The sequence below is a fragment of the Agromyces indicus genome, from assembly GCF_031432295.1.
Taxonomy (GTDB): Bacteria; Actinomycetota; Actinomycetes; order Actinomycetales; family Microbacteriaceae; genus Agromyces; species Agromyces indicus.
The window spans coordinates 490301-516406 of the sequence record NZ_JAVKGS010000001.1; the positions used below are offsets into that span (position 1 = coordinate 490301).

General features: G+C 73.2%; 25 protein-coding genes. 12 read left to right on the forward strand and 13 right to left on the reverse strand.

The window, feature by feature from the left end; genetic code table 11:
• Window positions 1-18 precede the first annotated feature (18 nt).
• Entirely contained in the window at window positions 19-585 is a 567-nt protein-coding gene (locus RH861_RS02325) for an acyl-CoA thioesterase (RefSeq protein ID WP_310519575.1), read from the forward strand.
• 33 nt (window positions 586-618) lie between these two features.
• Here the strand turns inward: RH861_RS02325 and RH861_RS02330 are convergent, their stop codons facing one another.
• Both RH861_RS02330 and RH861_RS02335 read right to left on the reverse strand, forming a co-directional pair.
• Window positions 619-1767, reverse strand: a complete 1149-nt coding sequence (locus tag RH861_RS02330; RefSeq protein ID WP_310519576.1) for an AI-2E family transporter — start codon at window positions 1765-1767, stop codon at window positions 619-621.
• A gap of 8 nt (window positions 1768-1775) precedes the next feature.
• Entirely contained in the window at window positions 1776-2294 is a 519-nt protein-coding gene (locus RH861_RS02335; RefSeq protein ID WP_310519577.1) for an SRPBCC domain-containing protein, read from the reverse strand.
• Window positions 2295-2363: 69 nt separating this feature from the next.
• Here RH861_RS02335 and RH861_RS02340 point away from each other — a divergent pair, with 69 nt between their 5' ends.
• Window positions 2364-2765 (forward strand): hypothetical protein, encoded by a 402-nt coding sequence (locus RH861_RS02340; protein WP_310519578.1) that lies wholly within the window; start codon window positions 2364-2366, stop codon window positions 2763-2765.
• 43 nt (window positions 2766-2808) lie between these two features.
• Here RH861_RS02340 and RH861_RS02345 read toward each other — a convergent pair whose 3' ends face one another.
• From RH861_RS02345 to RH861_RS02355, 3 genes are all read right to left on the reverse strand, one after another.
• The gene (locus tag RH861_RS02345) at window positions 2809-4572 is read right to left on the reverse strand and encodes a phytoene desaturase family protein (RefSeq protein ID WP_310519579.1); all 1764 of its coding nucleotides are present in this window, start codon (window positions 4570-4572) and stop codon (window positions 2809-2811) included.
• A gap of 57 nt (window positions 4573-4629) precedes the next feature.
• Window positions 4630-5463, reverse strand: a complete 834-nt coding sequence (locus RH861_RS02350) for an ABC transporter permease (RefSeq protein ID WP_310519580.1) — start codon at window positions 5461-5463, stop codon at window positions 4630-4632.
• Window positions 5464-5567: 104 nt separating this feature from the next.
• Entirely contained in the window at window positions 5568-6521 is a 954-nt protein-coding gene (locus RH861_RS02355) for an ABC transporter ATP-binding protein (protein ID WP_310519581.1), read from the reverse strand.
• 60 nt (window positions 6522-6581) lie between these two features.
• Here RH861_RS02355 and RH861_RS02360 point away from each other — a divergent pair, with 60 nt between their 5' ends.
• Window positions 6582-7583, forward strand: a complete 1002-nt coding sequence (locus RH861_RS02360; RefSeq protein WP_310519582.1) for a helix-turn-helix transcriptional regulator — start codon at window positions 6582-6584, stop codon at window positions 7581-7583.
• Between the two features lie 38 nt (window positions 7584-7621).
• Window positions 7622-8041 (forward strand): VOC family protein, encoded by a 420-nt coding sequence (locus RH861_RS02365; RefSeq protein WP_310519583.1) that lies wholly within the window; start codon window positions 7622-7624, stop codon window positions 8039-8041.
• A gap of 18 nt (window positions 8042-8059) precedes the next feature.
• On the opposite strand, the gene RH861_RS02370 is transcribed toward RH861_RS02365, so the two are convergent.
• Window positions 8060-9136: a LysR family transcriptional regulator gene (locus tag RH861_RS02370; RefSeq protein WP_310519584.1), complete on the reverse strand. Its 1077-nt coding sequence runs from the start codon at window positions 9134-9136 to the stop codon at window positions 8060-8062.
• 118 nt (window positions 9137-9254) lie between these two features.
• Between RH861_RS02370 and RH861_RS02375 the strand changes: the two genes are divergently transcribed.
• Entirely contained in the window at window positions 9255-12968 is a 3714-nt protein-coding gene (locus RH861_RS02375; RefSeq protein WP_374760942.1) for a proline dehydrogenase family protein, read from the forward strand.
• Between the two features lie 192 nt (window positions 12969-13160).
• Window positions 13161-14105, forward strand: coding sequence for a 1-phosphofructokinase family hexose kinase (locus RH861_RS02380; protein ID WP_310519586.1), 945 nt, complete (start codon window positions 13161-13163; stop codon window positions 14103-14105).
• Here the strand turns inward: RH861_RS02380 and RH861_RS02385 are convergent.
• Window positions 14102-14581: an ATP-dependent zinc protease family protein gene (locus RH861_RS02385; RefSeq protein WP_310519587.1), complete on the reverse strand. Its 480-nt coding sequence runs from the start codon at window positions 14579-14581 to the stop codon at window positions 14102-14104. The two genes, RH861_RS02380 and RH861_RS02385, sit on opposite strands and share 4 nt — an antisense overlap.
• A 27-nt stretch (window positions 14582-14608) precedes the next feature.
• Between RH861_RS02385 and RH861_RS02390 the strand changes: the two genes are divergently transcribed.
• Window positions 14609-15814, forward strand: coding sequence for a RimK family alpha-L-glutamate ligase (locus RH861_RS02390; RefSeq protein ID WP_310519588.1), 1206 nt, complete (start codon window positions 14609-14611; stop codon window positions 15812-15814).
• Window positions 15815-15821: 7 nt separating this feature from the next.
• Here the strand turns inward: RH861_RS02390 and RH861_RS02395 are convergent, their stop codons facing one another.
• From RH861_RS02395 to RH861_RS02405, 3 genes are all read right to left on the reverse strand, one after another.
• Complete coding sequence (locus tag RH861_RS02395) at window positions 15822-16193, reverse strand: GntR family transcriptional regulator (RefSeq protein WP_067946801.1); 372 nt, start codon at window positions 16191-16193, stop codon at window positions 15822-15824.
• 11 nt (window positions 16194-16204) lie between these two features.
• A complete protein-coding gene (locus RH861_RS02400; protein WP_067946799.1) occupies window positions 16205-16642 on the reverse strand; it encodes an Lrp/AsnC family transcriptional regulator in 438 nt (145 codons plus the stop codon).
• 103 nt (window positions 16643-16745) lie between these two features.
• The gene (locus tag RH861_RS02405; RefSeq protein ID WP_310519589.1) at window positions 16746-17363 is read right to left on the reverse strand and encodes a TetR/AcrR family transcriptional regulator C-terminal domain-containing protein; all 618 of its coding nucleotides are present in this window, start codon (window positions 17361-17363) and stop codon (window positions 16746-16748) included.
• Between the two features lie 131 nt (window positions 17364-17494).
• On the opposite strand from RH861_RS02405, the gene RH861_RS02410 reads away from it, so the two are divergent.
• The 3 genes from RH861_RS02410 to RH861_RS02420 all read left to right on the forward strand — a co-directional run bounded on the left by RH861_RS02410 (window position 17495) and on the right by RH861_RS02420 (window position 21599).
• On the forward strand, window positions 17495-19192 hold the full coding sequence (locus RH861_RS02410; protein ID WP_310519590.1) for an amidohydrolase: 1698 nt from the start codon (window positions 17495-17497) through the stop codon (window positions 19190-19192).
• Between the two features lie 16 nt (window positions 19193-19208).
• Complete coding sequence (locus RH861_RS02415) at window positions 19209-20669, forward strand: APC family permease (protein WP_310519591.1); 1461 nt, start codon at window positions 19209-19211, stop codon at window positions 20667-20669.
• A gap of 105 nt (window positions 20670-20774) precedes the next feature.
• Complete coding sequence (locus RH861_RS02420; RefSeq protein ID WP_310519592.1) at window positions 20775-21599, forward strand: LLM class F420-dependent oxidoreductase; 825 nt, start codon at window positions 20775-20777, stop codon at window positions 21597-21599.
• Between the two features lie 21 nt (window positions 21600-21620).
• Here the strand turns inward: RH861_RS02420 and RH861_RS02425 are convergent, their stop codons facing one another.
• From RH861_RS02425 to RH861_RS02435, 3 genes are all read right to left on the reverse strand, one after another.
• Window positions 21621-22322 carry a hypothetical protein gene (locus tag RH861_RS02425; protein WP_310519593.1) on the reverse strand — a complete coding sequence of 234 codons (702 nt, stop codon included), beginning with the start codon at window positions 22320-22322 and terminating at the stop codon, window positions 21621-21623.
• Between the two features lie 69 nt (window positions 22323-22391).
• Complete coding sequence (locus tag RH861_RS02430; RefSeq protein ID WP_310519594.1) at window positions 22392-23114, reverse strand: hypothetical protein; 723 nt, start codon at window positions 23112-23114, stop codon at window positions 22392-22394.
• Between the two features lie 141 nt (window positions 23115-23255).
• Window positions 23256-24107 carry a hypothetical protein gene (locus tag RH861_RS02435; RefSeq protein ID WP_310519595.1) on the reverse strand — a complete coding sequence of 284 codons (852 nt, stop codon included), beginning with the start codon at window positions 24105-24107 and terminating at the stop codon, window positions 23256-23258.
• Between the two features lie 392 nt (window positions 24108-24499).
• Here RH861_RS02435 and ddaH point away from each other — a divergent pair, with 392 nt between their 5' ends.
• On the forward strand, window positions 24500-25357 hold the full coding sequence (ddaH, locus tag RH861_RS02440) for a dimethylargininase (protein ID WP_248597906.1): 858 nt from the start codon (window positions 24500-24502) through the stop codon (window positions 25355-25357).
• Window positions 25358-25502: 145 nt separating this feature from the next.
• Complete coding sequence (locus tag RH861_RS02445; RefSeq protein ID WP_310519596.1) at window positions 25503-26102, forward strand: Rho termination factor N-terminal domain-containing protein; 600 nt, start codon at window positions 25503-25505, stop codon at window positions 26100-26102.
• The last annotated feature ends 4 nt before the right edge of the window (window positions 26103-26106 follow it).

Below are 26106 nucleotides of genomic sequence, written 5' to 3' on the forward strand. Positions count from 1 at the left end.
CGCCTACAGTCGTGGACTATGCACATGTTGTTCCGCACGCTGCTGCACGTGCTCTTCCTGTCGCGACGCAAGCCCGACCTCGGTCACTACGACGTCGCACACACGCGGTTCATCGTGCTGCCGACCGACCTCGACATCAACCGGCACGTGAACAACGGCGTGTACTTCTCGATCATGGACGTCGCGCGGTTCGACCTGCTCGTGCGCAGCGACGTGTTCCGCATCATGCGGCAGCGCCGCTGGTACCCGGTGGTGGTGAGCGAGACGATCACGTTCCGCAAGTCGCTCGAGCCGTGGCAGCGGTTCACGATCGAGTCGCGGCTGCTCGGCTTCGACGAGAAGGCGGTGTACTGCGAGCAGCGCTTCGTGCGCCCCGGCGCCGACGGCGAGCCGGAGATCTACGCGAAGGGCTTCATCCGCGCCCGCTTCCTGCGCAAGGAGGGCGGCACGGTTCCCGTGTCGGAACTCATCGAGGCGTTCGGCGCGCCGCCCGTGAGCGACGAGCTCCCCGAGTGGATCGAGCGCTGGGGGGCGGATGTCGCGCTGCCCGCGACCCGGGCGGAGGCGCCGTCCGTCTGGGCCTGAACCGGCAGCACGGCCGACGGCCGCGAGGCCGGCCTACGACACCGCCTGCCGCGGCACCACGACCTCGCGCAGGATCAGCAGGATGCCCGCCGAGATCGGGATCGCCACGAGGGCGCCGAGCAGCCCGAGCAGGGTGCCGCCCGCGAGTGCCGAGATCAGCACGATCGTGCCCGGCACCTGCACGGCCTTGCCCATCACGCGCGGCGTGAGGATGTACGCCTCGACCTGCATGTAGACGAGCATCGCGATGAACACGATGAGCGCCGCCGTCGGCGAGACGAACAGCGACACGACCGTCATGAGCACGGTGGTGAGCACGGTTCCGATGAGCGGGATCAGCGTCACGAACAGCGCGATGACGCCGAGGATCAGCGCGTACGGGTTGCCGGTCAGCACGAGCAGGATCGTCGAGAACAGCGCGTTCAGGAAGGCGAGCACGACCATGCCGCTGAGGTACTTGCCGATGGACTGCATGATCTTCTCGGCGAGCGGCACGACCACTGGCCGGTCGGATGCCGCGACGAGGGTGTAGATCGCGCGCTTCGAGCTGTCGAGCGTGGCGATGAAGTAGATCGAGAGCACCACGACGAAGAACCCGGTCGACACCGCGTTGAGGATGCTGGCGCCGAACGCGAGCGCCCCGCCGCCGATCGTCGCCCACGTGTTCGGGTCGGAGAGGATGTCGCCGATGCCGTTCGCGAGGGTCGCGGCGAGCCCGTTGGTGGTCTCGTTGACCCGCTCGAACCATCCGGAGTCCTCGAGGCCGCGCAGCTGCGACGGCAGGTTGGTGATCAGTGCGGTCGCCTGGGCGACGACGGGTGGGATGAGGATCCACACGATGCCCACCACGACCGCGATGAACAGGATGAGCACCGTCACGATGGCGGTCGGCCGCGACATCCCCCGACGTTCGAACCAGCGGATGAGCGGATCGAGCCCGAGGGCGACGAACGCGGCGATGAACACCGACAGCAGCACGTCGCTGAGGTTGACGACGACGAGGGCGAGCAGCGCCGCCGCGAGGAGGCCCAGCGCGACGCGGAAGCCCCACACCACCGGGTGGTGCGCGAACAGCTCCTCGGTCGGTCGGGGCGAATCGGGGCTGACCGCCCGCCCGTTCCGGGCTCGCGAACGGATGACGGCGCGACCGGGCCGACCGCCCGGCCTGCGCTCGATGCTCACCGGGCGGCCTACGCGGCCGGGATCCGGAGGTCGCGGTAGTGCGGCCCGAGCGTGTCGAGGTACCCGTCGCGGTCCCAGTCGGGCAGCGGGTCGCCCGCGCGCGCCGCCGTGAGGCGGTCGAGGTAGTAGTCCCATCCGGCGCCGAGGCTGCCGACGTCCTCGCCCGGGGGAAGCCGGTGCGCGAGCGTGAGCGTCGTGAGGCCGCTGCCCTCGTTGAGGTGCACGAGCAGCCGCCACGGCGGTGCGTCCTCGCCCTGGTCGATGTCGAGGTGCACGCGGTGCGGCGGGGCGCATTCGAGGATGCTGACGTCCTGCCAGGGCGCCTCGGCACCCTCGGCGCCCATGCGGAACCGCACGGCACCCGTCGACGGGCTGCCGGTGTAGGTGCCGATCCACCCGTTCAGCGCCGTGGGGTTCGTCAGCGAGAACCAGATCTCCTCGATCGGGGCACGGAACAGGCGATCGAGTTGGAGGTACAACCCGTCGGCTTTCTGCGTGTAGTGGCCGGTCGGTCGGATGCTGGTCATCTTCGCCCCCCGCGTGTCGTCCTGGCTTCAGGCTAATCCCGGTGCGAGCGCAGGGCTAGAGTGACGCGCATGGGCAGCTCCGGTTCGAAGCCGCGGGTCCGGCACCACCCCCCGCAGGCACCGCATCATGACGACGACGACCGCCTCCGGCTCGGAGGACGCCATCCGGACATGTGGGGGTGGTTCGTCGGCCTCATCGTGTTCGCGCTGGTCGCGGTGCCCCTCAGCGCCGCGTTCGCGTTCGCGACCAACCCCGGCACGCAGCAGCTGTTCGCCGGGCGGCTCTCCGACGCGACGAGCGCGGGCTACCAGGCGTTCTGGTGGGTGGTGACGCTCATGCTCCTCGCGCTGCCGGTGCTCGTCGGCTACGGCATCGCGCGCATGTCGCCGCGCGCGCTGCTGATCGTGGGCAGCGTGGTCGCGGCGTTCTTCATCGCCGTGCTCGTGCTGGGCCAGATGTTCGTCTTCTAGTCGCGGGCGAGCGGATGCCGCGGCGCGAGGTCGCGGCGTCCGCTCACGGCAGCTCGCCCTCGAGCACGGCCATCGCGGCGTTGTGGCCGCCGACACCGCTGACGGCGCCGCCGCGCACGGCCCCGGAACCGCACAGCAGGACGCGCGCGTGCGCGGTCGCGACGCCCCAGCGCTCGGCGGGGCTCGCGAGCGGCGCGTCGGGCTCCGCCCACGGCCACGAGAGCGGCCCGTGGAAGATGTTGCCGCCGGGCATGCCGAGCGCCTCCTCGAGGTCGCGGGTCGTCTTCACCTCGATGCAGGGGCGGCCTGCGGCATCCGTCGCGATCACGTCGGCGATCGGCTCGGCGAGGACGGAGTCGAGCGACGCGAGCACCGCGTCGCGGAGGAGGTCGCGCAGCTCGTCGTTGCCGTACCGGTCGACGAGGCGGTCGGGCACGTGCAGGCCGAAGACCGTGAGCGTCTGCGCGTCGGAGTCGGCCAGCTCGGGGCCGAGGATGCTGCGGTCGCTCAGCGTGTGGCAGTAGATCTCGCACGGCAGCGGGTCGGGCAGGACCCCGCCGGCGGCGCTCGCGTAGGCCTCGGCGAGCTGCGAGCCGAGCTCGTTGATGTGGAACGTGCCGGCGAACGCCTGCTCGGGCGCGACCTGCTCGTCGCGGAGGCGGGGCAGGCGCGTGAGCAGCAGGTTGACCTTCACCTGGGCGCCCTCGGGGATGCCGAGGCGCTCGACGCGGCGGCGCGCGTACTCGTCGAGGGGGACCTCGGGGTCGGTGGTGGTGGGGCGCTCGTCGCGGGGGGCGATCGAGGCCGGGCCGTCGGCGGTGGTCGCGCCGGGTGCGGCGGCGGTCCGGTCGGGCGAAGCGGATGCCGCGAGCAGCCGGTCGAGCACGACGGGGGCGACGTTCGCGAGGACGACGTGCGCACGCGCCATCCGCTCGCTGCCCGCCTCGACCCAGCGGACCTCGCCGGTGTCGGGGTCGATCGCGGTGACCTCGGCCTCGGTGCGGAGGCTCGCGCCGGCCTCGCGTGCGGCCCGGGCGAGCTCGCCGGAGACGGCGCCCATGCCGCCGACGGGGACGTCCCAGTCGCCCGTGCCGCCGCCGATGACGTGGTACAGGAAGCAGCGGTTCGCGTCGAGCGACGCGTCGCCGAGGTCGGTGAAGGTGCCGATGAGGCCGTCGGTCGCGACGACGCCGCGGACGAGGTCGTCGGCGAAGCGCGCGTCGACGGTCTCGCCGAGCGGGCGCTCGACGAGGTCCGTCCACACGCGGTCGTCGCCGACGAGCCCACGCGCCTCGTCGCGCGTCGGCAGCGGCTCGGTGAGCGTCGGGAAGAGCGCCTCGGCGACGCGCGCGGTGTCGGCGTAGAAGGCCTGCCACGCGTCGGCGTCATCGGCCGCGCCCACCCGGGCGAACGCGTCGCGGGCGGCTGCGGCATCCGCTTCGACGTCGACGAGGAGGCCACGGCTCGGGTCGCGCGGGTCGGGCGTGTACGACGAGAACCGGCGGCGCACCAGCCGGACGTCGAGACCGAGGTCGTCGACGATGCGCTGGGGGAGCAGGCTCACGAGGTACGAGTAGCGGCTGAGGCGTGCGTCGACGCCGTCGAACGCCTGCGCGGAGACCGCGGCGCCGCCGAGGTGGTCGTCGCGCTCGAGCAGCAGCACGCGCTTGCCGGCGCGGGCGAGGTAGGCCGCGGCGGTGAGGCCGTTGTGGCCCCCGCCGACGATGACGACGTCGTGGTCCTGGGCAGCGCCCTGGTCGTGGGCGGGCGAGGGGAAGACGGAGGTCGGCTGCGCTGCGTCGGGCATCCATCGAGCGTAGACGAACGGGAGGATCCCGGACCGCCGCCGGGATCCTCCGTGCCGTCAGCGGGCGCGGCGCATGGCGCGCACCCCGAGGGTGAGCCCGACCGCGCAGGTCGCGACGGCCGCGAGCACGCCGCCGAGGATCGACGGGTCCCCGAACTCGCCCGCGAGCAGCGCCCGCTCGGCGTCGACCACGTAGCTCAGCGGGTTGACCGCCGCAGCGACCCGCATCCACGCCGGACCCTCGTCGAGCGGCAGCAGCATGCCCGAGAGGATCATAAGCGGGAACAGCAGAGTCTGGTGCACCATCCAGAACATCCAGTCCCGGTTGCGGCAGGCGAGCGCGAGCGTGTAGCTCAGCGCACCGAGCCCGACGCCGAACACGGCCAGCACGGCGAGGCCGACGAGCAGGCCCGGCACGTCGAGCCGGAACCCGAACGGGACCGCGACGAGCACCACGATGGTGCCCTGGATGACGAGCGGCACGACGTCCTTCAGCGCGCGGCCGACGAGGAGCGCGCCGCGCGAGAGCGGGGCGACGAGGGTGCGCTCGTGCGAGCCCGTCTGCATCTCGAAGAGCAGGTTCGAGCCGGTCGCCGCGGTGCCGAACAGCGCGACCATGACGAGGATGCCGGGCACGAACCACTGCAGGGTGCCCGCGACGTCGCCGCCGGCCGCGCCGACGAGGAGCGGCCCGAACAGCCCGAGGAACACGAGCGGCTGCACGAGCGAGAACACGACGCTGAACGGGTCGCGCACGAGCGGGCGCGACTCCCGCACGAAGACGGCGGCGGTGTCGCGGGCGAATCCGGTGGGGCGGGCGACGGATGCCGCGGGGCGGGCGTCGGCCGGGCGCGGCGCCGCGGTGGCGGCGTCGGTGGTGATGGTGTCCATGGGAGGGGTCCTTTCGATCGTGGGTCTCGATACGGGCGCTTCGCGTCCTACTCGACCAGCGGGGTCTCGATACGGGCGCTTCGCGTCCGACTCGACCAGCGGGGTCATGCGGCGGCGCCCTCTTCGCGGAGGCTCCGCCCGGTGAGGGTGAGGAACACGTCGTCGAGCGTCGGCGGTCGGTGGGTCGCGGCGTGCACGTCGAGTCCGGCGTCGGCCAGCTCGCGGATCCAGCGGGGGAGCGCCCGGTCGCCGTCCGGGGCGGTGACCGTGACGATGGCCCCGTGCGACTCGCCGCCGACGCGAGCGGCCGCGGCCGCGGCATCCGTCGCCGACCCGAACGCGAGCGTCACGCGGTCGCCCGCGAGCTGCTGCTTGAGGGCGGGCGCGGTGTCGTCGGCGATGACCCGTCCCTCGTCCATGACCATGACGCGCTCGGCGAGCTGGTCGGCCTCGTCGAGGTAGTGGGTGGTGAGGAAGATGGTCGTGCCCGTCTCGCGGCGGAGGTCGACGATGTGCTCCCACAGGTTGGCGCGGCTGTGCGGGTCGAGGCCCGTGGACGGTTCGTCGAGGAAGAGCAGCTCGGGCCGGTGGATGAGTCCGAGTGCGATGTCGACGCGCCGCTTCTGACCGCCGGACAGCGACTGCACCTGCCGGTTCGCGACCTGCCCGAGCTCGAGCGAGTCGATGAGCTCCGCGGCCCGCGCGCGGGTCTCGCGCCGGCCCATGCCGTAGAACGCGCCCTGCGCGTGCAGCTCGTCGCGCACCCGCTGCGTGTGCCCGCCGGAGGTGCCCTGGCCGACGTAGCCGATGCGGCGCCGCACCCCGGCGGGGTCACGGCGGATGTCGCTTCCGGCGACGACCGCGTCGCCCGCGGTCGGCGGCAGCAGCGTCGTGAGCATGCGCACGGTGGTCGACTTGCCGGCGCCGTTCGGTCCGAGGAACGCCACGAGCTCGCCCTCGGCGACGGAGAGGTCGACGCCCTGCACGGCCGCGACCTCCTGGCCCTTCGCGCGGAACGTCTTGGTGAGGCCCCGCGCCGTGATCATCTGGTTGGTCATGCCTCGAGCCTCTCGAGGCATCCGGTCAGTTCCTGTCCTGAATTCGAGGAGAATCGACCCATGGCCGCGACCACCACCCGCACCCTCGACCTGCTCTCGCTCCTGCAGAGCCACCGTCACTGGACGGCGCGCGAACTCGTCGATCGCCTCGAGGTGTCCGAGCGCACCCTGCGCCGGGACGTCGAGCGGCTGCGCGAGCTCGGGTACTCGATCGAGTCGACCCGCGGCGTCGCCGGCGGCTACCGGCTCCAGGCCGGCACCGGGCTTCCGCCGCTGCTGCTGACCGACGACGAGGGCGTCGCAATCGCGGTCGGGCTCAGGTCGCAGGCGGCGGCCGGGCTGCGCGGCGCCGAGCACACGACGCTCAGCGCGCTCGCGAAGCTCGAGCAGGTGCTGCCGCCCGCACTTCGGCGGCGCATCGAGGCCATGCAGTCGGTGGCGGCGCCCCTGGGGCCCGCGGGCGGCGGCGGTTCCGGTCCAGGCGGCGGCCAGGCGGCGCCATCCGTCGACAGCGAACTGCTCGGACTGCTCGCCCTCTGCTGCCGCGACGCCGAGCGCGTGCGCATGACGTACACGGATGCCACGGGCGCGGCATCCGCCCGATCGATCGAGCCGTACCGGCTGGTGCCGCTCGGTCGGCGCTGGTACCTGCTCGCGTGGGATCGCGACCGCGACGACTGGCGCACGTTCCGCCTCGACCGCGTCGGCGACGTGTTCCCGACCCGTGTGCGCTTCACACCGAGGCCGCTCACCGACGAGCAGGCCCTCGAGCGAGTGCAGCAGGCGGTGCGCTGGCGCGAGACCACCGTGCGGGCGACCCTGCACGTGGCGATGCCGCTCGCGGAGCTGCGGTCGCGGCTCGGCTGGTGGGCCCGCGACGCGGTGGCATCGGCGGATGGCGCCGGATCGGTCTGGCCGATCGAGGGCGAGTCGGTCGCGGCGGTGGCGGCCGCGCTGCTCTGGGTGCCCGAGGGCGCCGGATACCGCGTCGAGGGGCCGCCCGAGCTGCACGAGTACCTCCGCGCGCAGTCGGCCCGGTTCGCGGCGGCCGCCGCCGGGTGACCCTTGCGGGTGTCGGGGGCCCGCGGTCGAATGGCCGCATGGACTTCGCCTTCATCGCCGGGTTCGGCCCGATCGGCACCGTCGACTCGACCTCGCACGACTTCTGGGCCGGCGCGCTCGGCATCCCGTTCCACGAGAACGCGCCGCGCTACTTCCACACCGAGGAGGTCGCGGGTGCCCGGGCGTTCGCGATCTGGCCGCTCGACCAGGCCGCCGAGGCGACGTTCGGCACGGCCGAGTGGCCGGCCGACCGGCCGGTGCCGCAGGCGTGGATCGAGTTCGACGTCGCCTCGCCCGAGGCGGTCGCGCCGGCGGTGGAGGAGCTGCGGGCCAAGGGCCTCGAGATCCTCGTGGAGGCGCACGAGGAGCCGTGGGGGCAGACCACGTCGCGGCTGCAGAGCCCCGAGGGGCTGCTCGTCGGCGTCAGCCACACGCCGTGGATGCACGAGCCGGGTTGAGCGCCCGGGCCGCCGGCCTCAGGGGGTCGCGGCATCCGGGCGGTCGCTGCGCGCCGCGGCGCGGGCGAGTGCGTCGCGCGCGGCGAGGACGGCCGGGCGCCGGGCCGACGCCCGCCGGGTCGACGAGAAGACTTCGCGCTCGGGGTCGCCCGGGAGCTCAGCCAGGTGCACGCTCGGGGGCTCGCCGGCCCACACGAGGTCGGGCAGCATGCCGACCGCGTTGCCCGAGCGGATGAGCCGGATGTGCCCCATGAGGTCGGCCGTCTCGAAGCGCACGTCGGGCTCGAATCCCGCCTCGCGGCAGAGCTGCTCGGCGAAGCGGCGCGCGGCGGTGCCCCGCGGCTCCATGACCCAGGGCAGCGAGGCCGCGCCGCGCAGCTGCTCGACGGCGGGGCTGCTCCGCAGCGCGCCGAGTCCCGTCGCGGCCGCGGCCGGGTCCTCAGCCGAGCGGACGCCGCCGGGCGTCGGGGGATCGGCGGGCGCCGGCCCGGGCGGCGCGTCGACGTCGACCGGGGCGGCGGCGGGGTCCACCCGGCGGGCGGCACGGCGGCGCGACGACGGATGCGGCGGGAGCGCGAGGCGGATGGCGTCGCGGGCGAGCGGAACCCGGTCGAGTTCCGGGTGCAGCGGCCTCGTCGTTCCCGGGTACTGCTCCGCGACGACGAGGTCGAAGTCGCGTGCGGCGACGTCGAACAGGGCGAGCTCCGGCTCGCGCTCGGTGATCTCGACGCGCAGGTCCGGGTGCTCCTGCGCGAGGAGGGTGAGCGCCTGCGGCACGACGGCGTGCGCCGCGGACTGGAACACGGCGATGCGCACGGTGCCGCTGACGGTCGTGAGCGACCGCGCGACATCCGCTTCGGCCTCTTCGAGCCGCTCGAGCACGGCCTGCGCGTGCCCGACGAGCAGTTCGGCCTGCGGCGTGAGCTGCACCCGGCGGCCGACCTGCACCAGGAGGGGGACGCCGGCCTCCTTCTCGAGCTGCGCGAGCTGCTGCGAGACCGACGACGGGCTGTACGCGAGCGCGTCGGCGACCGCGGCGAGCGTGCCCCGGCGGCTGAGCTCGACGAGCAGGCGCAGGCGGCGTACGTCGAGCATCGCGTGGCACCTCCTCGTGCGGCATCCGCGGGGTTAGGTTCGGCGTGCCGGATGACGGACACCGAACATTCGGGAAACATGAACAGTATGCATCGGATTCGTTCGCTGTACTGAACGGATGCCGCGGGCGCACACTGGAATCGGCGGGTGCGCACCACCCCGCGCACTCCCCCCTACCCAGAGACCGAAGGACATCGCCGTCGTGACCACTCAGAACACGCTCGCGAACGTCGTGCCGAGCACCGACCACGTCGTCGCCCTCGTCGAGCGTTGGCTCGCCGAGAGCAGCACCCACCCCGTCGACCCCGCCGCCCAGCGCCTCGCCGGCGTGCTGAAGGACCCGAACGGCCTGGCCTTCACCGTCGGCTTCGTCGACGGCGTCATGCGCCCCGAGGACCTCGGCGTCGCCGGTCGCAACCTCGCGCAGGTCGCGAAGCTCACCCCGAAGTTCCTGCCCGCGTACCTCAAGGCCGCCATCCGCCTGGGCGGGGCGATGGCGCCCGCGTTCCCGTGGATCGTCATCCCGATCGCCCGCCGGGTGCTCCGCGCCATGGTCGGCCACCTCGTGCTCGACGCGACGCCCGCCAAGCTCGGCCCGGCCATCGAGAAGCTCCGCGAGACCGGCAACCGCCTGAACCTCAACCTCCTCGGCGAGGCCGTGCTCGGCGAGCAGGAGGCCGACCGCCGACTCAAGGGCACCTACGACTTCCTCGCGCGCGACGACGTCGACTACGTCTCGATCAAGGTGTCGAGCGTCGTCAGCCAGCTCTCGATGTGGTCGTTCGACGAGGCCGTCGAGAAGGTCGTGAAGAAGCTCACGCCGCTGTACGAGCTCGCCGCGAAGGGCGCCGCGCGCGGCCAGGCGAAGTTCATCAACCTCGACATGGAGGAGTACCGCGACCTCGACCTCACCATCGCGGTCTTCAAGAAGGTGCTCGACCAGCCGCAGCTGCGCGGCCTCGAGGCCGGCATCGTCCTGCAGACGTACCTGCCCGACGCCCTCGGCGCCATGCAGGACCTCACCGAGTGGGCGCTCGCCCGACGTGCCGCCGGCGGCGCACCCGTCAAGGTGCGCGTCGTCAAGGGCGCGAACCTCGCCATGGAGCACGTCGACGCCGCCATCCACGACTGGCCGATCGCGACGTACTCGACCAAGCAGGACTCCGACACGAACTACAAGCGCGTCCTCCACTGGTCGATGACCCCCGAGCGCATCGACGCCGTGAAGCTCGGCGTCGCCGGCCACAACCTCTTCGACGTCGCCCACGCGTGGCTCACCGCCAAGGAGCGCGGCGTCGAGCACGGCGTCGAGTTCGAGATGCTGCTCGGCATGGCCACCGGCCAGGCCGCGGCGGTGCGCGGCGACGTCGGCCGCCTGCTGCTGTACACGCCGGTCGTGAACCCGTCGGAGTTCGACGTCGCGATCGCGTACCTCATCCGCCGGCTCGAGGAGAACGCGAGCCAGGAGAACTTCATGTCGGCCGTGTTCGAGCTGAGCGAGAACCGCGCCCTGTTCGAGCGCGAGCGCGACCGCTACCTCGCCTCGCTCGCCGCCCTCGAGGGCGAGGACCCGGAGGACCCCGCGCCCGGCCCGAACCGCACCCAGAACCGCCGCACCGAGTGGGACGAGAAGGATGCCGCGGAGCTCGCGGGCACCGTCACCGGCGCCCCTGCCCCGGGCGACCAGCACGAGGGTTCGCTGACGAGCGTGGTGCTCGGCATCACGCGCGGCTCCGACGGCGAGCCCGTGCTCGGCTACGCCGACGAGGCCGCCGCGCTGGCCGGCCCGGGCGTCACCCCCGGCTTCCGCAACGAGCCCGACACCGACCCGGCGCTCGCCGCGAACCGCGACTGGGGTCGCCGCATCCTCGAGCGCGTGCCCACCTCCACGCTCGGCATCGACACCCTGAAGGCCAACCGCATCGAGACCGCCGACGAGCTCGAGGAGCTCATGTCGGCCGTCGCCGCGAACGGCGCCGAGTGGGGCCGGATGTCGGGTGATGAGCGCGCCGCCGTCCTCCACCGTGCGGGCCTCGCGCTCGCCGCGAACCGCGACCGCCTCATCGAGGTCATGGCCGCCGAGACCGGCAAGACGATCGCCGAGGCCGACCCGGAGATCAGCGAGGCGATCGACTTCGCGCACTACTACGCCGAGCGCGCCCGCGAGCTCGACCACGTGCAGGGCGCGACGTTCGTGCCGTCGAAGCTCACCGTCGTCACCCCGCCGTGGAACTTCCCCGTCGCCATCCCCGCCGGTGGCGTGCTCGCCGCGCTCGCCGCGGGCTCGGGCGTGATCATCAAGCCCGCGAAGCTGTCGCAGCGCTCGGGCGCGGTCATGGTCGAGGCGCTGTGGGAGGCCGGCATCCCGAAGGACCTCCTCGCGCTCGTCGACCTCGGCTCGCGCGAACTCGGCACCAAGCTGGTCTCCGACGAGAAGGTCGACCGCGTCATCCTCACGGGCGCGTACGAGACCGCCGAGCTGTTCCGCTCGTTCCGCAAGGACCTGCCGCTGCTCGCCGAGACGAGCGGCAAGAACGCGATCATCGTGACGCCGTCCGCCGACCTCGACCTCGCGGCATCCGACGTCGTCAAGAGCGCGTTCGGCCACGCCGGCCAGAAGTGCTCGGCCGCCTCGCTCGTGATCCTCGTCGGCTCGGTCGCGAAGTCCGAGCGGTTCCGCCGCCAGCTGGTGGATGCCGCGACGAGCCTCCGCGTCGGGTGGCCCGAGCACCCGTCGAGCCAGATGGGCCCGATCGTCGAGCCCGCGAACGGCAAGCTGCTGCACGCGCTCACGACGCTCGGCGCCGACGAGGAGTGGCTCGTCGAGCCGAAGCCGCTGGATGACACGAACCGCCTCTGGTCGCCCGGCATCCGTGCGAACGTGAAGCCCGGCTCGTACTTCCACCTCACCGAGTTCTTCGGCCCGGTGCTCGGCGTCATGCACGCCAAGGACCTCGAGGAGGCCATCCGCTTCCAGAACGCCGTCGACTTCGGGCTCACCGCGGGCCTGCACTCGCTCGACTCCGAGGAGATCGCGACCTGGCTCGACACCGTCGAGGCCGGCAACCTGTACATCAACCGCGGGATCACCGGCGCGATCGTGCAGCGGCAGCCGTTCGGCGGGTGGAAGCGCTCGTCGGTCGGCGCCGGCGCGAAGGCGGGCGGTCCGAACTACCTGCTCGGGCTCGGCGACTGGCAGCCCGACCACGGCGACGGCAGCCGCTCGCTCCACCTGCGCGGCCTCGAGAAGCGCGTCGCGGAGCTCATCGAGGCGTCGCAGTCGTCGCTCGACTACGAGTCCTACGAGGTGCTGCGCCGCGGCGCCCTCTCCGACGAGGTCGCCTGGGCCGAGGAGTACGGCACCGTCAAGGACGTCTCGGGCGTCGGCGTGGAGCGCAACCTGTTCCGCTACCTGCCCCTGCCCGTCACCGTCCGGATCGGCGAGGACGCGACCCTCGCCGACGGCCTCCGCGTGATCGCCGCGGGCCTGCTCGCCAAGTCGAAGCTCGAGGTCTCGACCGCCCACGAGCTGCCCAAGGGGGTGCGGGCGATCCTCGCGGCCCGCGACATCCGCGTGGTGCGCGAGGGCGACGCTGGGTGGCTGGCGCGCGCCGCCAAGGGCGAGATCACGACCTCGCGCGTGCGCCTGGTCGGCGGCTCGGCCGCGGCGCTCGCCGACGCGACGAACGGCACGCCCGACCTCGCCGTGTGGGCGCACCCGGTGACCCCGTCGGGCCGGGTCGAGCTGCTGCCGTTCCTGCACGAGCAGGCCATCTCGATCACCAACCACCGGTTCGGCAACCCGACGACGATCTCCGACGGCGTCATCTAGGGCGTCTCGAACGGATGCCACGAGGGGGGCGGTCGCGCGAGCGGCCGCCCCCATCCCGTCCCCGGGTCCCGTTCGAACGAGGTTCCGCCGCTCGAACCGGGGACCGACGTGGTTCCGTCGGCGGAACCCGGTTCCGTTGCGCTCGAGTGCGTGCTCCGAGCACGTCGGAAGCGGTCGCCGTAGGCTCGGGGCATGTCCGTGCACGCGCCGATCGTCACGCTGACCATGAACCCCGCGCTCGACGTGTCGAGCACGGTCGAACGGGTGATGCCCGAGCACAAGCTGCGGTGCGGCCCGAGCCGGTTCGACCCGGGCGGCGGCGGCGTGAACGTGAGCCGCGCCATCCGGAACCTCGGCGGGGACTCGATCGCGGTGTACCCGCTGGGCGGGCCCACCGGCCAGGCGTATCGCGGGTTCCTCGAGCAGGCGGGCATCATCGGGCGCGTCGTCACCATCGCGGGGAACACCCGCGAGAGCTTCACCGTCGACGAGCTCGCGACGGGCGAGCAGTTCCGGTTCGTGCTCCAGGGGCCGACGCTGCGCGAGCCGGAGTGGCGCGCGTGCCTCTCGGTCGTCGCCGACCACCTGCCCGTCGGCGGGTTCCTCATCGCGAGCGGCAGCCTCCCGCCGGGCGTGCCCGACGACTTCTACGCGATGCTCGCGCGCATCTCGGCCGACCACGACATCCGGCTGGTGGTGGATGCCTCGGGGCCGGCGCTCGCGGCCGCGCTCGACGCGGGCGTGCACCTGATCAAGCCCAGCCGCGACGAACTCGCGGAGCTCGTCGGCGCGCACGGCGAACTCGATGACGCGGCGATGGTCGACGCCGCCCGGTCGCTCGTCGCGGCGGGGCGGTCGCGCATCGTGGCGCTCACGCTCGGCGGCCGCGGCGCGATCCTCGTGAGCGAGGGGGAGACGCTCCGGCTCGCGACCCCGCGCGTGGAGGTCGCGAGCGCGGTGGGCGCAGGCGACTCGTTCCTGGCCGGGCTCGTGCTGCGGCTCGCCGAGGGGCGCCCGCTCGCGGACGCGTTCCGGACCGCGGTCGCCGCGGGCAGTGCGACGGCGATGCTGCCGGCGACGGAGCTGTGCCGGGCGGAGGACGTGGCGCGGCTCGAGGGAGAGCTGGCGGCCGCTTAGACGCGACCGCGGTTGCGGCGACGGATGGCACGCGGCGCCCGCCCGCCGACGAAGGACCGGCCGGCGTCGACGAGGAACCCGTTGCGCAGCGCCTCGCGGCCGATGAGCATGCGGAAGCCCATCTCGTCGCGGTTCGTGAGCGTCACCTCGGCGGTCACTGCGCGGCCGAGCAGCACGAGGTCCATGAGGACCACGATCCGCTCCTGCGTGTGGCCCGTCGAGCTGCGCACCACGCGGCGGTCGTGCACCGGCAGTTCGACCGTCGCGGCGTCCTGGTCGGTGTCCTGCCACGGGTGGATGCCGAACCGGACCCGGTCGACGCCGTCCCGCGTGAACTCCTCGACGTCGAACGCGTGCAGCGCCGACGAGCGCGCGCCCGTGTCGAGCTTGGCCTTGATCCACTCGACGTCGGCCTGGGGCAGGCGCACCCACTCGCGCCATCCGGCGATGGTGCTTGAATGGGTGGGCTCTGTCATCCGAACCATCTTCGCAGGGACCACCCCATGAAACTCGCGATCCTGTCGCGCGCGCCCCACGCCTATTCGACCCAGCGTCTCCGTGCTGCAGCGCAGCAGCGCGGTCACGACGTCAAGGTGCTGAACACGCTCCGCTTCGGCATCGACCTGTCCGGCCCGGAACCCGACCTGCAGTACCGCGGCCGGCAGCTGTCGGACTACGACGCGATCCTGCCCCGCATCGGCAACTCGATCACGTACTTCGGCACGGCCGTGGTGCGCCAGTTCGAGCAGATGGACGTCTACACGCCCAACACCGCGAACGGCATCACGAACGCGCGCGACAAGCTCCGCGCGACGCAGATCCTCTCGCGTCACAACATCGGCATGCCCGCCACGACGTTCGTGCGCAACCGCGCCGACCTGCGCCCCGCCATCGAGCGCGTCGGCGGTGCGCCCGTCGTGATCAAGCTGCTCGAGGGCACGCAGGGCATCGGCGTCATCCTCGCCCCCGAGGTGAAGGTCGCCGAGGCGATCATCGAGACGCTGCACTCGACGAAGCAGAACGTGCTGATCCAGAGCTTCATCAAGGAGAGCCGCGGGCGCGACATCCGTGCCCTCGTCGTGGGCGACCGCGTCGTGGCCGCCATGCGGCGGAGCGCGGCGGGCGACGAGTTCCGCTCGAACGTGCACCGGGGCGGCACCGTGGCCGCCGTCGAGCTCACGCCCGAGTACGAGCAGGCGGCCGTGCGCTCGGCGCAGATCATGGGCCTCAAGGTCGCCGGCGTCGACATGCTCGAGGGCAACGAGGGTCCGCTCGTGATGGAGGTCAACTCGTCACCCGGCCTGCAGGGCATCGAGACGGCGACGAACCTGGATGTCGCGGGCGCCATCATCGACTACATCGCCAACCAGGTCGCGTTCCCCGAGATCGACGTGCGCCAGCGCCTCACCGTCTCGACGGGCTACGGCGTGGCCGAGCTCGTCGTGCACGGCGCGGCCGACCTCGTCGGCACGACGCTCGGCGAGTCGGGGCTGTGGGACCGGGACATCACGGTGCTCACGGTGCACCGCGGTACGACGGTGATCCCGAACCCGCGCAAGGGTGTCGTGCTCGAGGCCGAGGACCGGCTGCTGTGCTTCGGCAAGCTCGAGGAGATGCGCTCGATGATCCCCGAGCGGCGGCGGCGCCGGCAGAAGGTGCGCAAGCTGCCGAAGGAGCCGATCCCGGCGCCCGCCGAGGCCGCCGGCTGACCGCGCGCTAGCCGGTCGCCGACCGCGAGCGGAGCGCCCGTTCGACCGCGGCGAGCGCCTCGGGTGCGGCGACGCCCAGCCGGCCGACCGCGTCGGCGTAGACGGATGCCGCGGCCTGCAGCGCCTGCTCGACCGGGTCGCCGGTTGCGAGCACGAACGTGCCGGCCCGCCCGCGACCCTCGACCACGCCGTCGGCCTCGAGCTCCTTGTAGGCGCGCGCGACGGTGTTGACGGCCAGGCCGAGCTCCTCGGCGAGGGCGCGCACCGTGGGCAGCTTGGCGCCGGCGGGGAGCCGGCCGTCGCGCACGGCGTCGACGACCTGCATGCGCAGCTGCTCGTAGGGCGGGGTGCCCGAGTCGCCGTCGACCGTGAACCGCATGCCGGCGGGCGTCAGTCGCGGTTCCGGTTGACGAGCCGCGACAGCACGATGGCGCTGCGCGTGTGGTCGACGTTCGGGGCGATGCGCACGCGCTCGAGGGCGTCCTCGAGCGAGGTGATGTCGCGGGCCCGCATGTGGACGATGGCGTCGGCGCTGCCGGTGACGGTGCCCGCGTAGACCACCTCGGGGACGTTCTGCAGGATCCGCTGGAGCTCGTCCGGAGCGACGGTGCCGCGGCAGAACAGCTCGACGTACGCCTCCGTGCTCATGCCGTCGACGGCTGGGTCGACCTGGATGGTGAACGCCTTGATGACGCCGTCGGCGACGAGCTTGTCGACGCGGCGCTTCACGGCGGAGGCGGACAGGCCCACCGAGGACCCGATGTCGCCGTACCCCGCCCGGGCGTTCTGCCGGAGCAGGTCGAGGATGGCGCGGTCGAGGTTGTCCATGTGGGGAGTGTACGACCGTTCGTTGCGCCGCGACACGACCCGGCGCGGCTTTCGTGCGCGGTGTTGCACGTTCGTGATCGCCCGCGCGCTCGGCGGCGACGCGTCAGGCGCTGCCCGCGCGCGCGTGCCGGGCGCGCAGGCCGTGCATGAGCGCGTCGAGGCCGAGGCGGAACGCGCGTTCGGCGCCCGAGGCGTCGGCGTGCTCCGGGTCGAGGGCCGAGCGGAGCGACGCGAGCTCGACGGGCACCGACGCCTGCGTGAGCAGGTCGCCCGGGGCGACGATGTCGAGCGCCGAGCCGAGCACGTGCGCCTCGACGGTGCGCATGACCGCGACCGCGTCGCGCGTCGACCACCCGCCCTCGAGCAGGGAGCCCACGACGGTCTCGTACATCTCGAGGGTGGATCGGTCGCGGATCGGGGTGGTCGCGAGCAGCGGGATGACGTTCGGGTGGGCGGCGAACGCGGTGAGGTACGAGCGCGCCCAGGCCTCGAGGGCGGCATCCCACGGGTGCACCCCGAAGGCCGAGACGTCGATGCCCTCGACGATCCGCGCCCGGACGAGTTCGATGAGCTCGGCACGGCTGCCCACGTGGTTGTACAGCGACGACACCTGCCGGTCGACCCGCGCGGCCAGCGAGCGCATGGTGAGGGCGTCGCCGCCCTCCTCGTCGACGAGGTCGAGCGCGGCGCTGATGAGCTGTTCGCGTTTCAGCCGTGTCACGAATCCCTCCCGGGGTCTTCCGTCGCCGTGCTCCGGAGTGTAACGTGACCGCACGCAAACACGAACACTGTTCGTAAACGGATGCCGCGGTCCGCGACGTCCGGCGAACGACCCCGACGAGACGAGGTGCGGTGACGACGACGTTCTTCCACGGCGGCACGGTGTGGACCGGTGCCGGAGGCGGCGACGAGCGCGCCCTGCTCGTGCGCGACGGCGTGGTGGTCGCGGTGGGCGCGGCGGCGGAGGCCGCGGCATCCGCTGCCGGCGAGGTGGAGCGCATCGACCTCGAGGGTGAGTTCCTCATGCCGTCGTTCGGCGACGGGCACGCCCACCCGATGTTCGGCGGGCTCGAGGCCGACGGGCCCGACGTGCGCTCCTGCCGGTCGGTCGAGGAGATCGTCGCGGAGGTGCGCCGGTACGCCGAGGCGCACCCCGAACTCGAGTGGATCACCGGCGCGTCGTACGACGGCAGCCTCGCCGAGCAGGGCCTCTTCGACGCGCGATGGCTCGACGACGCGGTCGCCGACCGGCCGGTCCTCCTGCGCGCCTGGGACTACCACACGGTGTGGGTCAACTCGCGGGCGCTCGAGCTCGCCGGCATCGACGCCGCGACGCCCGAGCCCGAACTCGGCGGGATCCCGCGCCGCGAGGACGGCACGCCCCTCGGCACCCTCCGCGAGTGGGGCGCCGTCGACCTCGTGACGGCGGTCATGCCGCCGCGTTCCGTCGAGGCCGGCGTCCGCGCCCTCGAGCGAGCCGGCCGCTACTACCTCGAGCGCGGCGTGACCTGGGTGCAGGACGCCTGGGTCGAACCCGCCGACCTCGACGTCTACCTCGCCGCCGCGGCATCCGGGGCCCTGCCGCTGCGGTTCAACCTGGCGCTGTACGCCGACCCACGGCGGTTCCTCCGCGAGCTGCCCGAGATGGCCATGGCCCGCGACCGCGTCGCGGCGGCCGGGTCGCCGCTGCTCACCGCGAACACGATCAAGTTCTTCGCCGACGGCGTGGTCGAGAACGAGACCGGCGCCCTGCTCGAACCGTACTGCTCGGGCCTGCACTCGCACGGCATGTCGGTCTGGGGCGCCGAGCGCCTCGCCGAGGCGGTGCGCGCAGCGGATGCCGCGGGCTTCCAGGTGCACGTCCACGCCATCGGCGACGCGGCCGTGCGCCAGGCGCTCGACGCCATCGAGCGCGCCATCGACGCGAACGGCCCGCGCGACCGCCGCCCCGTCATCGCGCACGCCCAGCTCGTCGACGACGCCGACCTCGCCCGGTTCGCCGAGCTCGGCGTCATCGCCAACATGCAGCCGCTCTGGGCGCAGCTCGACGCGCTCATGACCGTGCTCACCGTGCCGCGGCTCGGCCGCGAACGGTCGGACCGCCAGTACCGGATGCGCTCGCTCGCCGGTACGGGCGCGACCCTCGCGTTCGGCTCCGACTGGCCCGTCTCGTCGGGCGACCCGCGCGACGGGCTCGCGATCGCGGCGTCCCGTCGCACGATCGACGGCGAGCCCGCGGGCGGATGGACCCCGCACGAGATCGTGCCGATCGAGGCCGCGCTCGGCGCCTACACCTCGGCGGTCGCCCACCAGGCGTTCGCCGACCACGCCGCCGCACCGTGGGGACGCATCGTCCCCGGTGCGAGCGCCGACCTCGTCCGGCTGGCGCGCGACCCGCGCACGGTCGACCCGCACGACCTGCCCGCCGTCGCGGTGCGCGAGACCTACCTCGCCGGCGCACCACGACTCACGCCGGCGGACGCGGTTCCGACCGCCTCCGCACCGGACCCCCACGCAGAATCCGAGCGCAGCGTCGCGCTCCACCCCTGAAAGGACCCACCCCGCGATGTCACAGACCACCGTCGCCGGAACGCCCGGCCACGCGGCATCCGCCACCGAGGGAACGCACCTGCGCCGCGTGCTCGGCGTACCCTCGCTCGTGCTGTTCGGCCTCGTCTACATGGTGCCGCTCACCGTGTTCACGACCTACGGCATCGTCACGCAGCTCACGGGCGGGCGCGTGCCGCTCGCCTACGCGATCACGCTCGTGGCCATGTTCTTCACTGCCCGCTCGTACGCCCGGATGGCCGCCGCCTACCCGTACGCGGGCTCGGCGTACGTCTACGCGCAGCGCACCTTCGGGCCCGGCGTCGGCTTCCTCGCCGGCTGGTCGCTCATGCTCGACTACCTGTTCCTGCCGATGATCAACTACCTCGTGATCGGCATCTACCTGAACGCCGCCTTCCCCGCCGTGCCGCAGTGGGTCTTCATCGTCGCGACCATCGCGCTCGTGACCGTGCTCAACGTGGTCGGGATCCTGTCGGTCGCGCGCGCCAACTTCGTGATCATCGCCGTGCAGACCCTGTTCATCGCCGCCTTCATCGTGCTGAGCCTCGTCTCCATCGGCGGCACCGGCGAGGTCGACCCGGTCGCGCCCTTCACCGGCGACGGCACCGTGGAGGGCACGGGGGTGCTCTTCGCGGGCGCCGCGGTGCTCTGCCTGTCGTTCCTCGGGTTCGACGCGGTCTCGACGCTCGCCGAGGAGGCGAAGGACGCCACGCGCTCGGTGCCGCGCGCCATCATGATCACGACCATCGCGGCCGGCGTCATCTTCATCCTGCTCTCGTACCTGTCGCAGCTCGCGTTCCCGTCGAACGCGTTCACGGATGTCGACTCGGCCGCGCTCGACGTCATGGGCGCCGCGGGCGGGCAGTTCCTCGCGATCTTCTTCACCGCCGCCTACATCGCCGGGGCGACGGGCTCGGCGCTGACCTCGCAGGCGTCCGTCGCGCGCATCCTCTACGCGATGGGCCGCGACCGGGTGCTGCCGCGGGCCGTCTTCGGTCGGCTGTCCGAGCGGTTCCGCACGCCGGTCGTCGCGATCCTCGTCGTCTCGGCGATCTCGCTGTTCGCCGTCGTCATCGACCTGGGCCTCCTCGTCGAGATGATCAGCTTCGGCGCGCTGATCGCCTTCTCGGTCGTGAACCTCACGGTCGTGAAGCACTACTTCATCGACCGTCGTGAGCGCTCCGGCGCGGCCGTCGTGAGCAACCTCGTGCTGCCGCTCATCGGCTTCGGTCTCACGGTGTGGCTCTGGACCAGCCTGTCGGGTCGCACGTTCGTCGTCGGCCTGATCTGGCTCGCCCTCGGCCTGGTGCTGCTCGGCTTCGTCACGCGCGGGTTCCGCCGCCCGGTGCCGATGCTCGACCTCCGCGAGGAGGCGGCCGTCGACGAGGGGAGCGCGGACGCCGCTGCGGACCCGGCCACCGCTCCGGCGGTGCCGACGAGGGAGCGAGCGCAGGGGTAGCTCCCGCTCCCCGGATGCCGCGGCGCCCCGCGCCGGCGCCGCGGCATCCGTTCGCCCTCGGCTGACACGGTGGGATGCCGCTCACCGCCGACCTACGCTCGAACCATGAGCCTCACCGCACCCGCCCGCCTGGGCATCCAGCTGCAGCCCCAGCACGCGACCTACGGGCAGATCCGCGACGCGGTGCTGCGCATGGAGGACCTCGGCGTCGACGTCGTCTTCAACTGGGACCACTTCTTCCCGCTCTCCGGCGACCGCGACGGGTTGCACTTCGAGGCGTGGACCATGCTCGGCGCGTGGGCCGAGCAGACCGAGCGCGTCGAGTTCGGCACGCTCGTCAACTGCAACTCGTACCGCAACGCCGACCTGCAGGCCGACATGGCCCGCACGCTCGACCACATCAGCGCGAAGGGCGGCGACACCGGTCGCTTCATCTTCGGCACCGGGTCTGGCTGGTTCGAGCGCGACTACGACGAGTACGGCTACGAGTTCGGCACGGTCGGCTCCCGGCTCGACGACCTGGCCGAGGCCCTCCCGCGGGTGAAGGCGCGCTGGGCGAAGCTGAACCCCGGTCCGACCCGCGAGATCCCGATCATGATCGGCGGGCAGGGCGAGCAGAAGACGCTGCGGCTCGTGGCCGAGCACGCCGACATCTGGCACTCGTTCGTGCGACCCGACGCGATCGCGCACAAGCTCGACGTGCTCGCCCGCTGGGGCGAGCGGGTCGGGCGCGACGTCTCCGAGATCACCGTGTCGAACGAGCTCTCGCGCGGCCGCCTCGACGACGACCACGCCGACGCGCTCTACGACGCGGGCGTTCGCCTGTTCACGCTCGGCATCTCGGGGCCCGACTACGACGACGCGCCCGTGCAGCACTGGCTCGCGTGGCGCGACCGTCGCAACGACGCGGTCGGGGTCGACGCCGCGTAGCGGGCGGATGCCGCGGGCGGCTCAGCCCGCCGACCCCTCCGGCTCCTCGGGGCCGAGCGAGACGCGACCGTTCGCATCCCACGTGGCGCTGAAGGTGCCCGTGTCCGGCTGCTCGGTCCGCACCACGAGCCCGTCGGGCGGGAACCGGCCGTCGGACGTGCACGACGCGGCCGACGGACCCGACGGCACGACGAGCACCAGGCACGCGTCCCGGCCGTCCTCGCTCCGGACCGCGACCACGCGGACGCCGTCCGAGCGCGCGGCGAGCAGGCGCCGGCTGTCGCGGTCGAGATCCACCTCGACGGGCGGTGCCGGGTAGCGGACGCGGTCGCCGTTCGGCACCGGCGCGTCGAACACCCGCCACGCCGCGGTCTCCGAGGTCGGCACCGAGCCCGGCTCATCGGGCTCGGGAATGACGGCATCCACGGTCAGCCCCGCGGCGAGTCCGACGAGCAGGGCGACCGCGGTCGCCGCGATGAGGGTGGTCCGCGACGGCGCGGAGGTCGGATGCTCGCGGTCGTCGGCGCGGTCCGCCGGGGATTCCGCGCGGGGCTCGCCGCCGGCCGTCGGCTCGGGGGCGGCCACTGGTCGGCTCGGACCGGCGGACCGCAGGGCCTCGAGCTCGCGTGCGGCCGCCTCGCGCTCCGCGTCGGGCACGTTCGCGCCGAACGCCGCGCGCTGCAGTCGGGCGATGCGCTCGTCCGGGTCGTCGTGGTCGGGCATGGGAACTCCGTCGTCCTGCCGGTCTGGTCGCCCAGCATGCGCCGGGAGGTTGGGAATGGGATGTGACGGTCAGCCGGTGGGCGCCGCCGCGGCGTTGACCTCCGCACGGCCGTCCGGCGTCCAGCCGGCGAGGTAGACGCCGACGCCCTGCACCGAGATCTCCGCGCGGAGGCCTTCGCGCGGGAAGCGACCCTCCGTCGTGCAGGCGGTCGCGGGCCGGCCCACCGGCAGGGCGAGGATGAGGCACGCGTTCTCGCCGTCCGCGGTGCGCACCGCGACGAGCCGGACGCCGTCGGAGCGCGTCAGGAGCAACCGGCGGGTCGAGTCGTCGGCGTCGATGTCGATGAGCGGTGGCGGATGCCGCACGAAGTCGCCGTCGGTGGCCGGCCGATCGAACACGTCCCAGGCCGCGGTCTCGGTCACCGGCACGCCGACATCCGCTCCCTCCGACGACGGGATGGCGCCCCCGACGCCCCAGCCGATCGCGACGCCCACGACGAGCGCCGCCGACGACGACGCGAGCACGCGACGCAGGCCCCATCGGGTCGGGCGGCCGGTGCGGTCGGCGCCCGACCGGTCGGCGCGGTCCGCCTCGGCGGGCCGGCCGTCGTCCGAGGCGGCGGACGGCTCCGGGGTGAGCGGCGGGCCGTCGGGGTCGCCATCGCCGCCGCCGGTGCGCAGGGCGGCGAGCTCGGCCGCTGCCTCGGCACGATCGGCATCGGAGGCGTCCGCGCCGTACGCGAGTCGCTGCAACCGCGCGATCCGCTGGTCGAGGTCGTCGTCATCGTGCATGGGAACTCCGTCGTCCTGCCGGCCGGGCCGACCGGTCCAGCATGCGACGCGACGTTGGGAATCGGATGTGCGACCGCTCCGGGCGCCAGCTCCGGGCGCCAGCTCCGAGCCACGGGTCCGAACGTCCGCCCTCGGCCCGCGTCAGGTGCCCGACGAGGCCCGGACGCCCTCGACGCTGATCCGCAGGTCGCCGGTCGGCTCGAGCGAGACGGCGTAGAACCCGCGCGACTGGATGAAGGTCTGCATGGCGAGGCCCTCGGACGGGAACATGCGATCGACCGTGCAGGTGCTCCCGCCGCTCACCTCGTCGACCCGCAGGAGCAGGCACAGGTCGCCCGAGGAGCTGCGCGCCGCCCACACGGCGACGCCGTCGGACCGGGTGGCGAGCAGCCGCAGGCTCTCGGGGATGAGGTCGCCGGCCGCGAAGAACGACGGGTCCACGGCCAGGTCGGCGGCCGTCGGCTCGCGTTCGAACACGTCGGCCACCGGCGTCTCGTCGATCGGGCCCACGAGCGTGCTGGGCGGCTCGAGCCCGAGGGGGAACGTGACGTCGTCCTGGCCCTGGCCGTCGACGCCCTCGGCGACGAGTTCGGCGGCGGCGATCGACGCCGTCGCCCAGCCCGCGCTGAACCCGATCGCGAGCGCGATCGCCCCCACGAGGACGGCGGTCGGCACGCCCACGGTCCGCATGACCGACGGCGACGACGCGCCCCCGAGCGCGCCGATCCCGAGGGGGTCCGGATCTTCCGCGACGGGGTCGTCGACGTGGCCCTCGGCGGGCGGCGTCGCTCCGGCCGCCTCGGCGGTCGGCGCCCCGTCGTCCGGTGCCGTGCCTCCGAGCGAGCTCGATGCCGGCGGCTCGGGGTCGGCGGAGCCGACGGCACCCGAACGCACGGCCTCGAGGGCGTCGATCGCGCGTCGCCGCTCCGCGTCGCTCGCCCCGGCCCCGTACGCGATGCGCTGGAGTTCGGCGATGCGCTCGGCGTTCGACATCCGGTCTCCTCGTCCTGCCGGCGCAGGGACCGGACTCCGCTCAGCCTGCCCGAGCGCGACCACCGGCGGCAACCACCGCCAGGCCCGGACCCGGCCGCGCGCCGCGCACGATCGGTGCGCGCTCGACGCGGGCGAATGCGGCGGAAACACGCGGCGGCGCCAGCCGTCACCCGTGATTCGTTGCGTCGGGTGGCCCAACGCGCACGGATCCTGTGCACGATGCCGAGAACTCCCGTCCGGTTCGTCGCACACTGGAGGTGGCGTCCCGCCGCGCGTGCATCCCGAGCACGCCGTCGGGGCTCGACAAGAGCGACCTGGTCCGCCGACACCCCACCGGCCGGGTCGGCGGCGCGCCGCCGTGCTCGGCTCCCGAACACCTCATGAGGAGTGAGATGTCGACTGTGATCGAGACCGAGACCCGAACCGCCGCACCCGAGCGCACCCCGTCGAAGAAGACCGTGCTGATGTGCCGCCCCGAGCACTTCACCGTGGTCTACCAGATCAACCCGTGGATGGACCCGGCCAAGCCCACCGACACCGCGCTCGCGGTCCAGCAGTGGCAGGTGCTGCACGACACCTACGTCGGGCTCGGGTTCGACGTGCACCTCATCGACCCCGTCGAGGGCCTGCCCGACATGGTGTACGCGGCCAACGGCGGCACCGTGATCGACGGCATCGCCTACGGGGCGAAGTTCACCCACGAGCAGCGCGCGGCCGAGGGCCCCGCGTACATGGACTGGTTCCGCCAGGCCGGCTTCGACGTGCGCGAGCCCGTCGAGACCAACGAGGGCGAGGGCGACTTCCTCCTGGTCGGCGACGTGATCCTCGCGGGCACCGGCTTCCGCAGCGACTCGTCGAGCCACGACGAGCTGCGCCGCATCACGGGCCGCGAGGTCGTCACGCTGAACCTCGTCAACCCGAGCTTCTACCACCTCGACACCGCGATCGCCGTGCTCGACTCCCGCCCCGGCCAGGAGCACATCGCCTACCTGCCGAGCGCGTTCGACGAGCCGTCGCTCGAGATCCTCCGCGAGCGATACCCCGACGCGATCCTCGTCTCCGAGGAGGACGCCGCGGTGCTCGGCCTCAACTCCTACAGCGACGGCCGCAATGTCGTCATCGCCGCACGCGCCAAGGGCTTCGAGCAGCAGCTCCGCGACGCCGGCTACCACCCCATCGGCGTCGACCTGTCCGAGCTGCTGCTCGGCGGCGGCGGCGTGAAGTGCTGCACGCTCGAGCTGCGTCGCTGAGCGAACGCACCGCAGTCGGCTGATCGAGCGGGCGGATGCCACGGGTGCGAGCCCGCGGCATCCGCCCGTTCGCGTGCCGGGCCGAGGTCGTCGCCCGGCGCCCCCGCGACCGCCGCGCTACGATGCAGCGAGACCCAGGATCGCGATGACCGGAGGTGCGACGATGGCGCGCAAGAAGGCCGACAAGAAGTCCGACAAGAAGTCCGGCGCGAAGGCGAAGGCCGCGTCAACGAGCTCGTCGACGGATGCCGCGGCGCAGGCCGACACGGCGGCGAGGTCCGCCCAGAAGGCCGCCGCGAAGGCCGTCGAGGCCGCGAAGGCCGCCGTCGCCGAAGCGGCGCGGCTCGCGAAGCAGGCCGACAAGGCGGCGCGGGCGAAGGTCCGCGACCTCGAGCGCAGCCTCGACAAGCTGCGCAAGCGCGGCACGGCCGACGGCTCGACGTCGACCCGGGCGGAGCCCGCCGACACGACGCCCGAGGAGGCGACGGCTGCGGCCCGTGCCGCGGCGGCACCGCAGCCGGCCGCCGCCGAGTCGGCCCCGGCCGCCCCGAAGAAGGCGGCCGCCGCGAAGAAGCCCGCCGCCCCGAAGCAGCCGGCCGCGCCGAAGCGCTCGGCCAGCGCGGCATCCGCCGACGACCTCGCGAAGAAGACCGTCGCCGAGCTGCGCGCGATCGCCAAGGAGCGCGGACTGACCGGCTACTCGCGCATGCCGAAGGCCCAGTTGGTGGAGGCGCTGCGCGGCTAGCCCG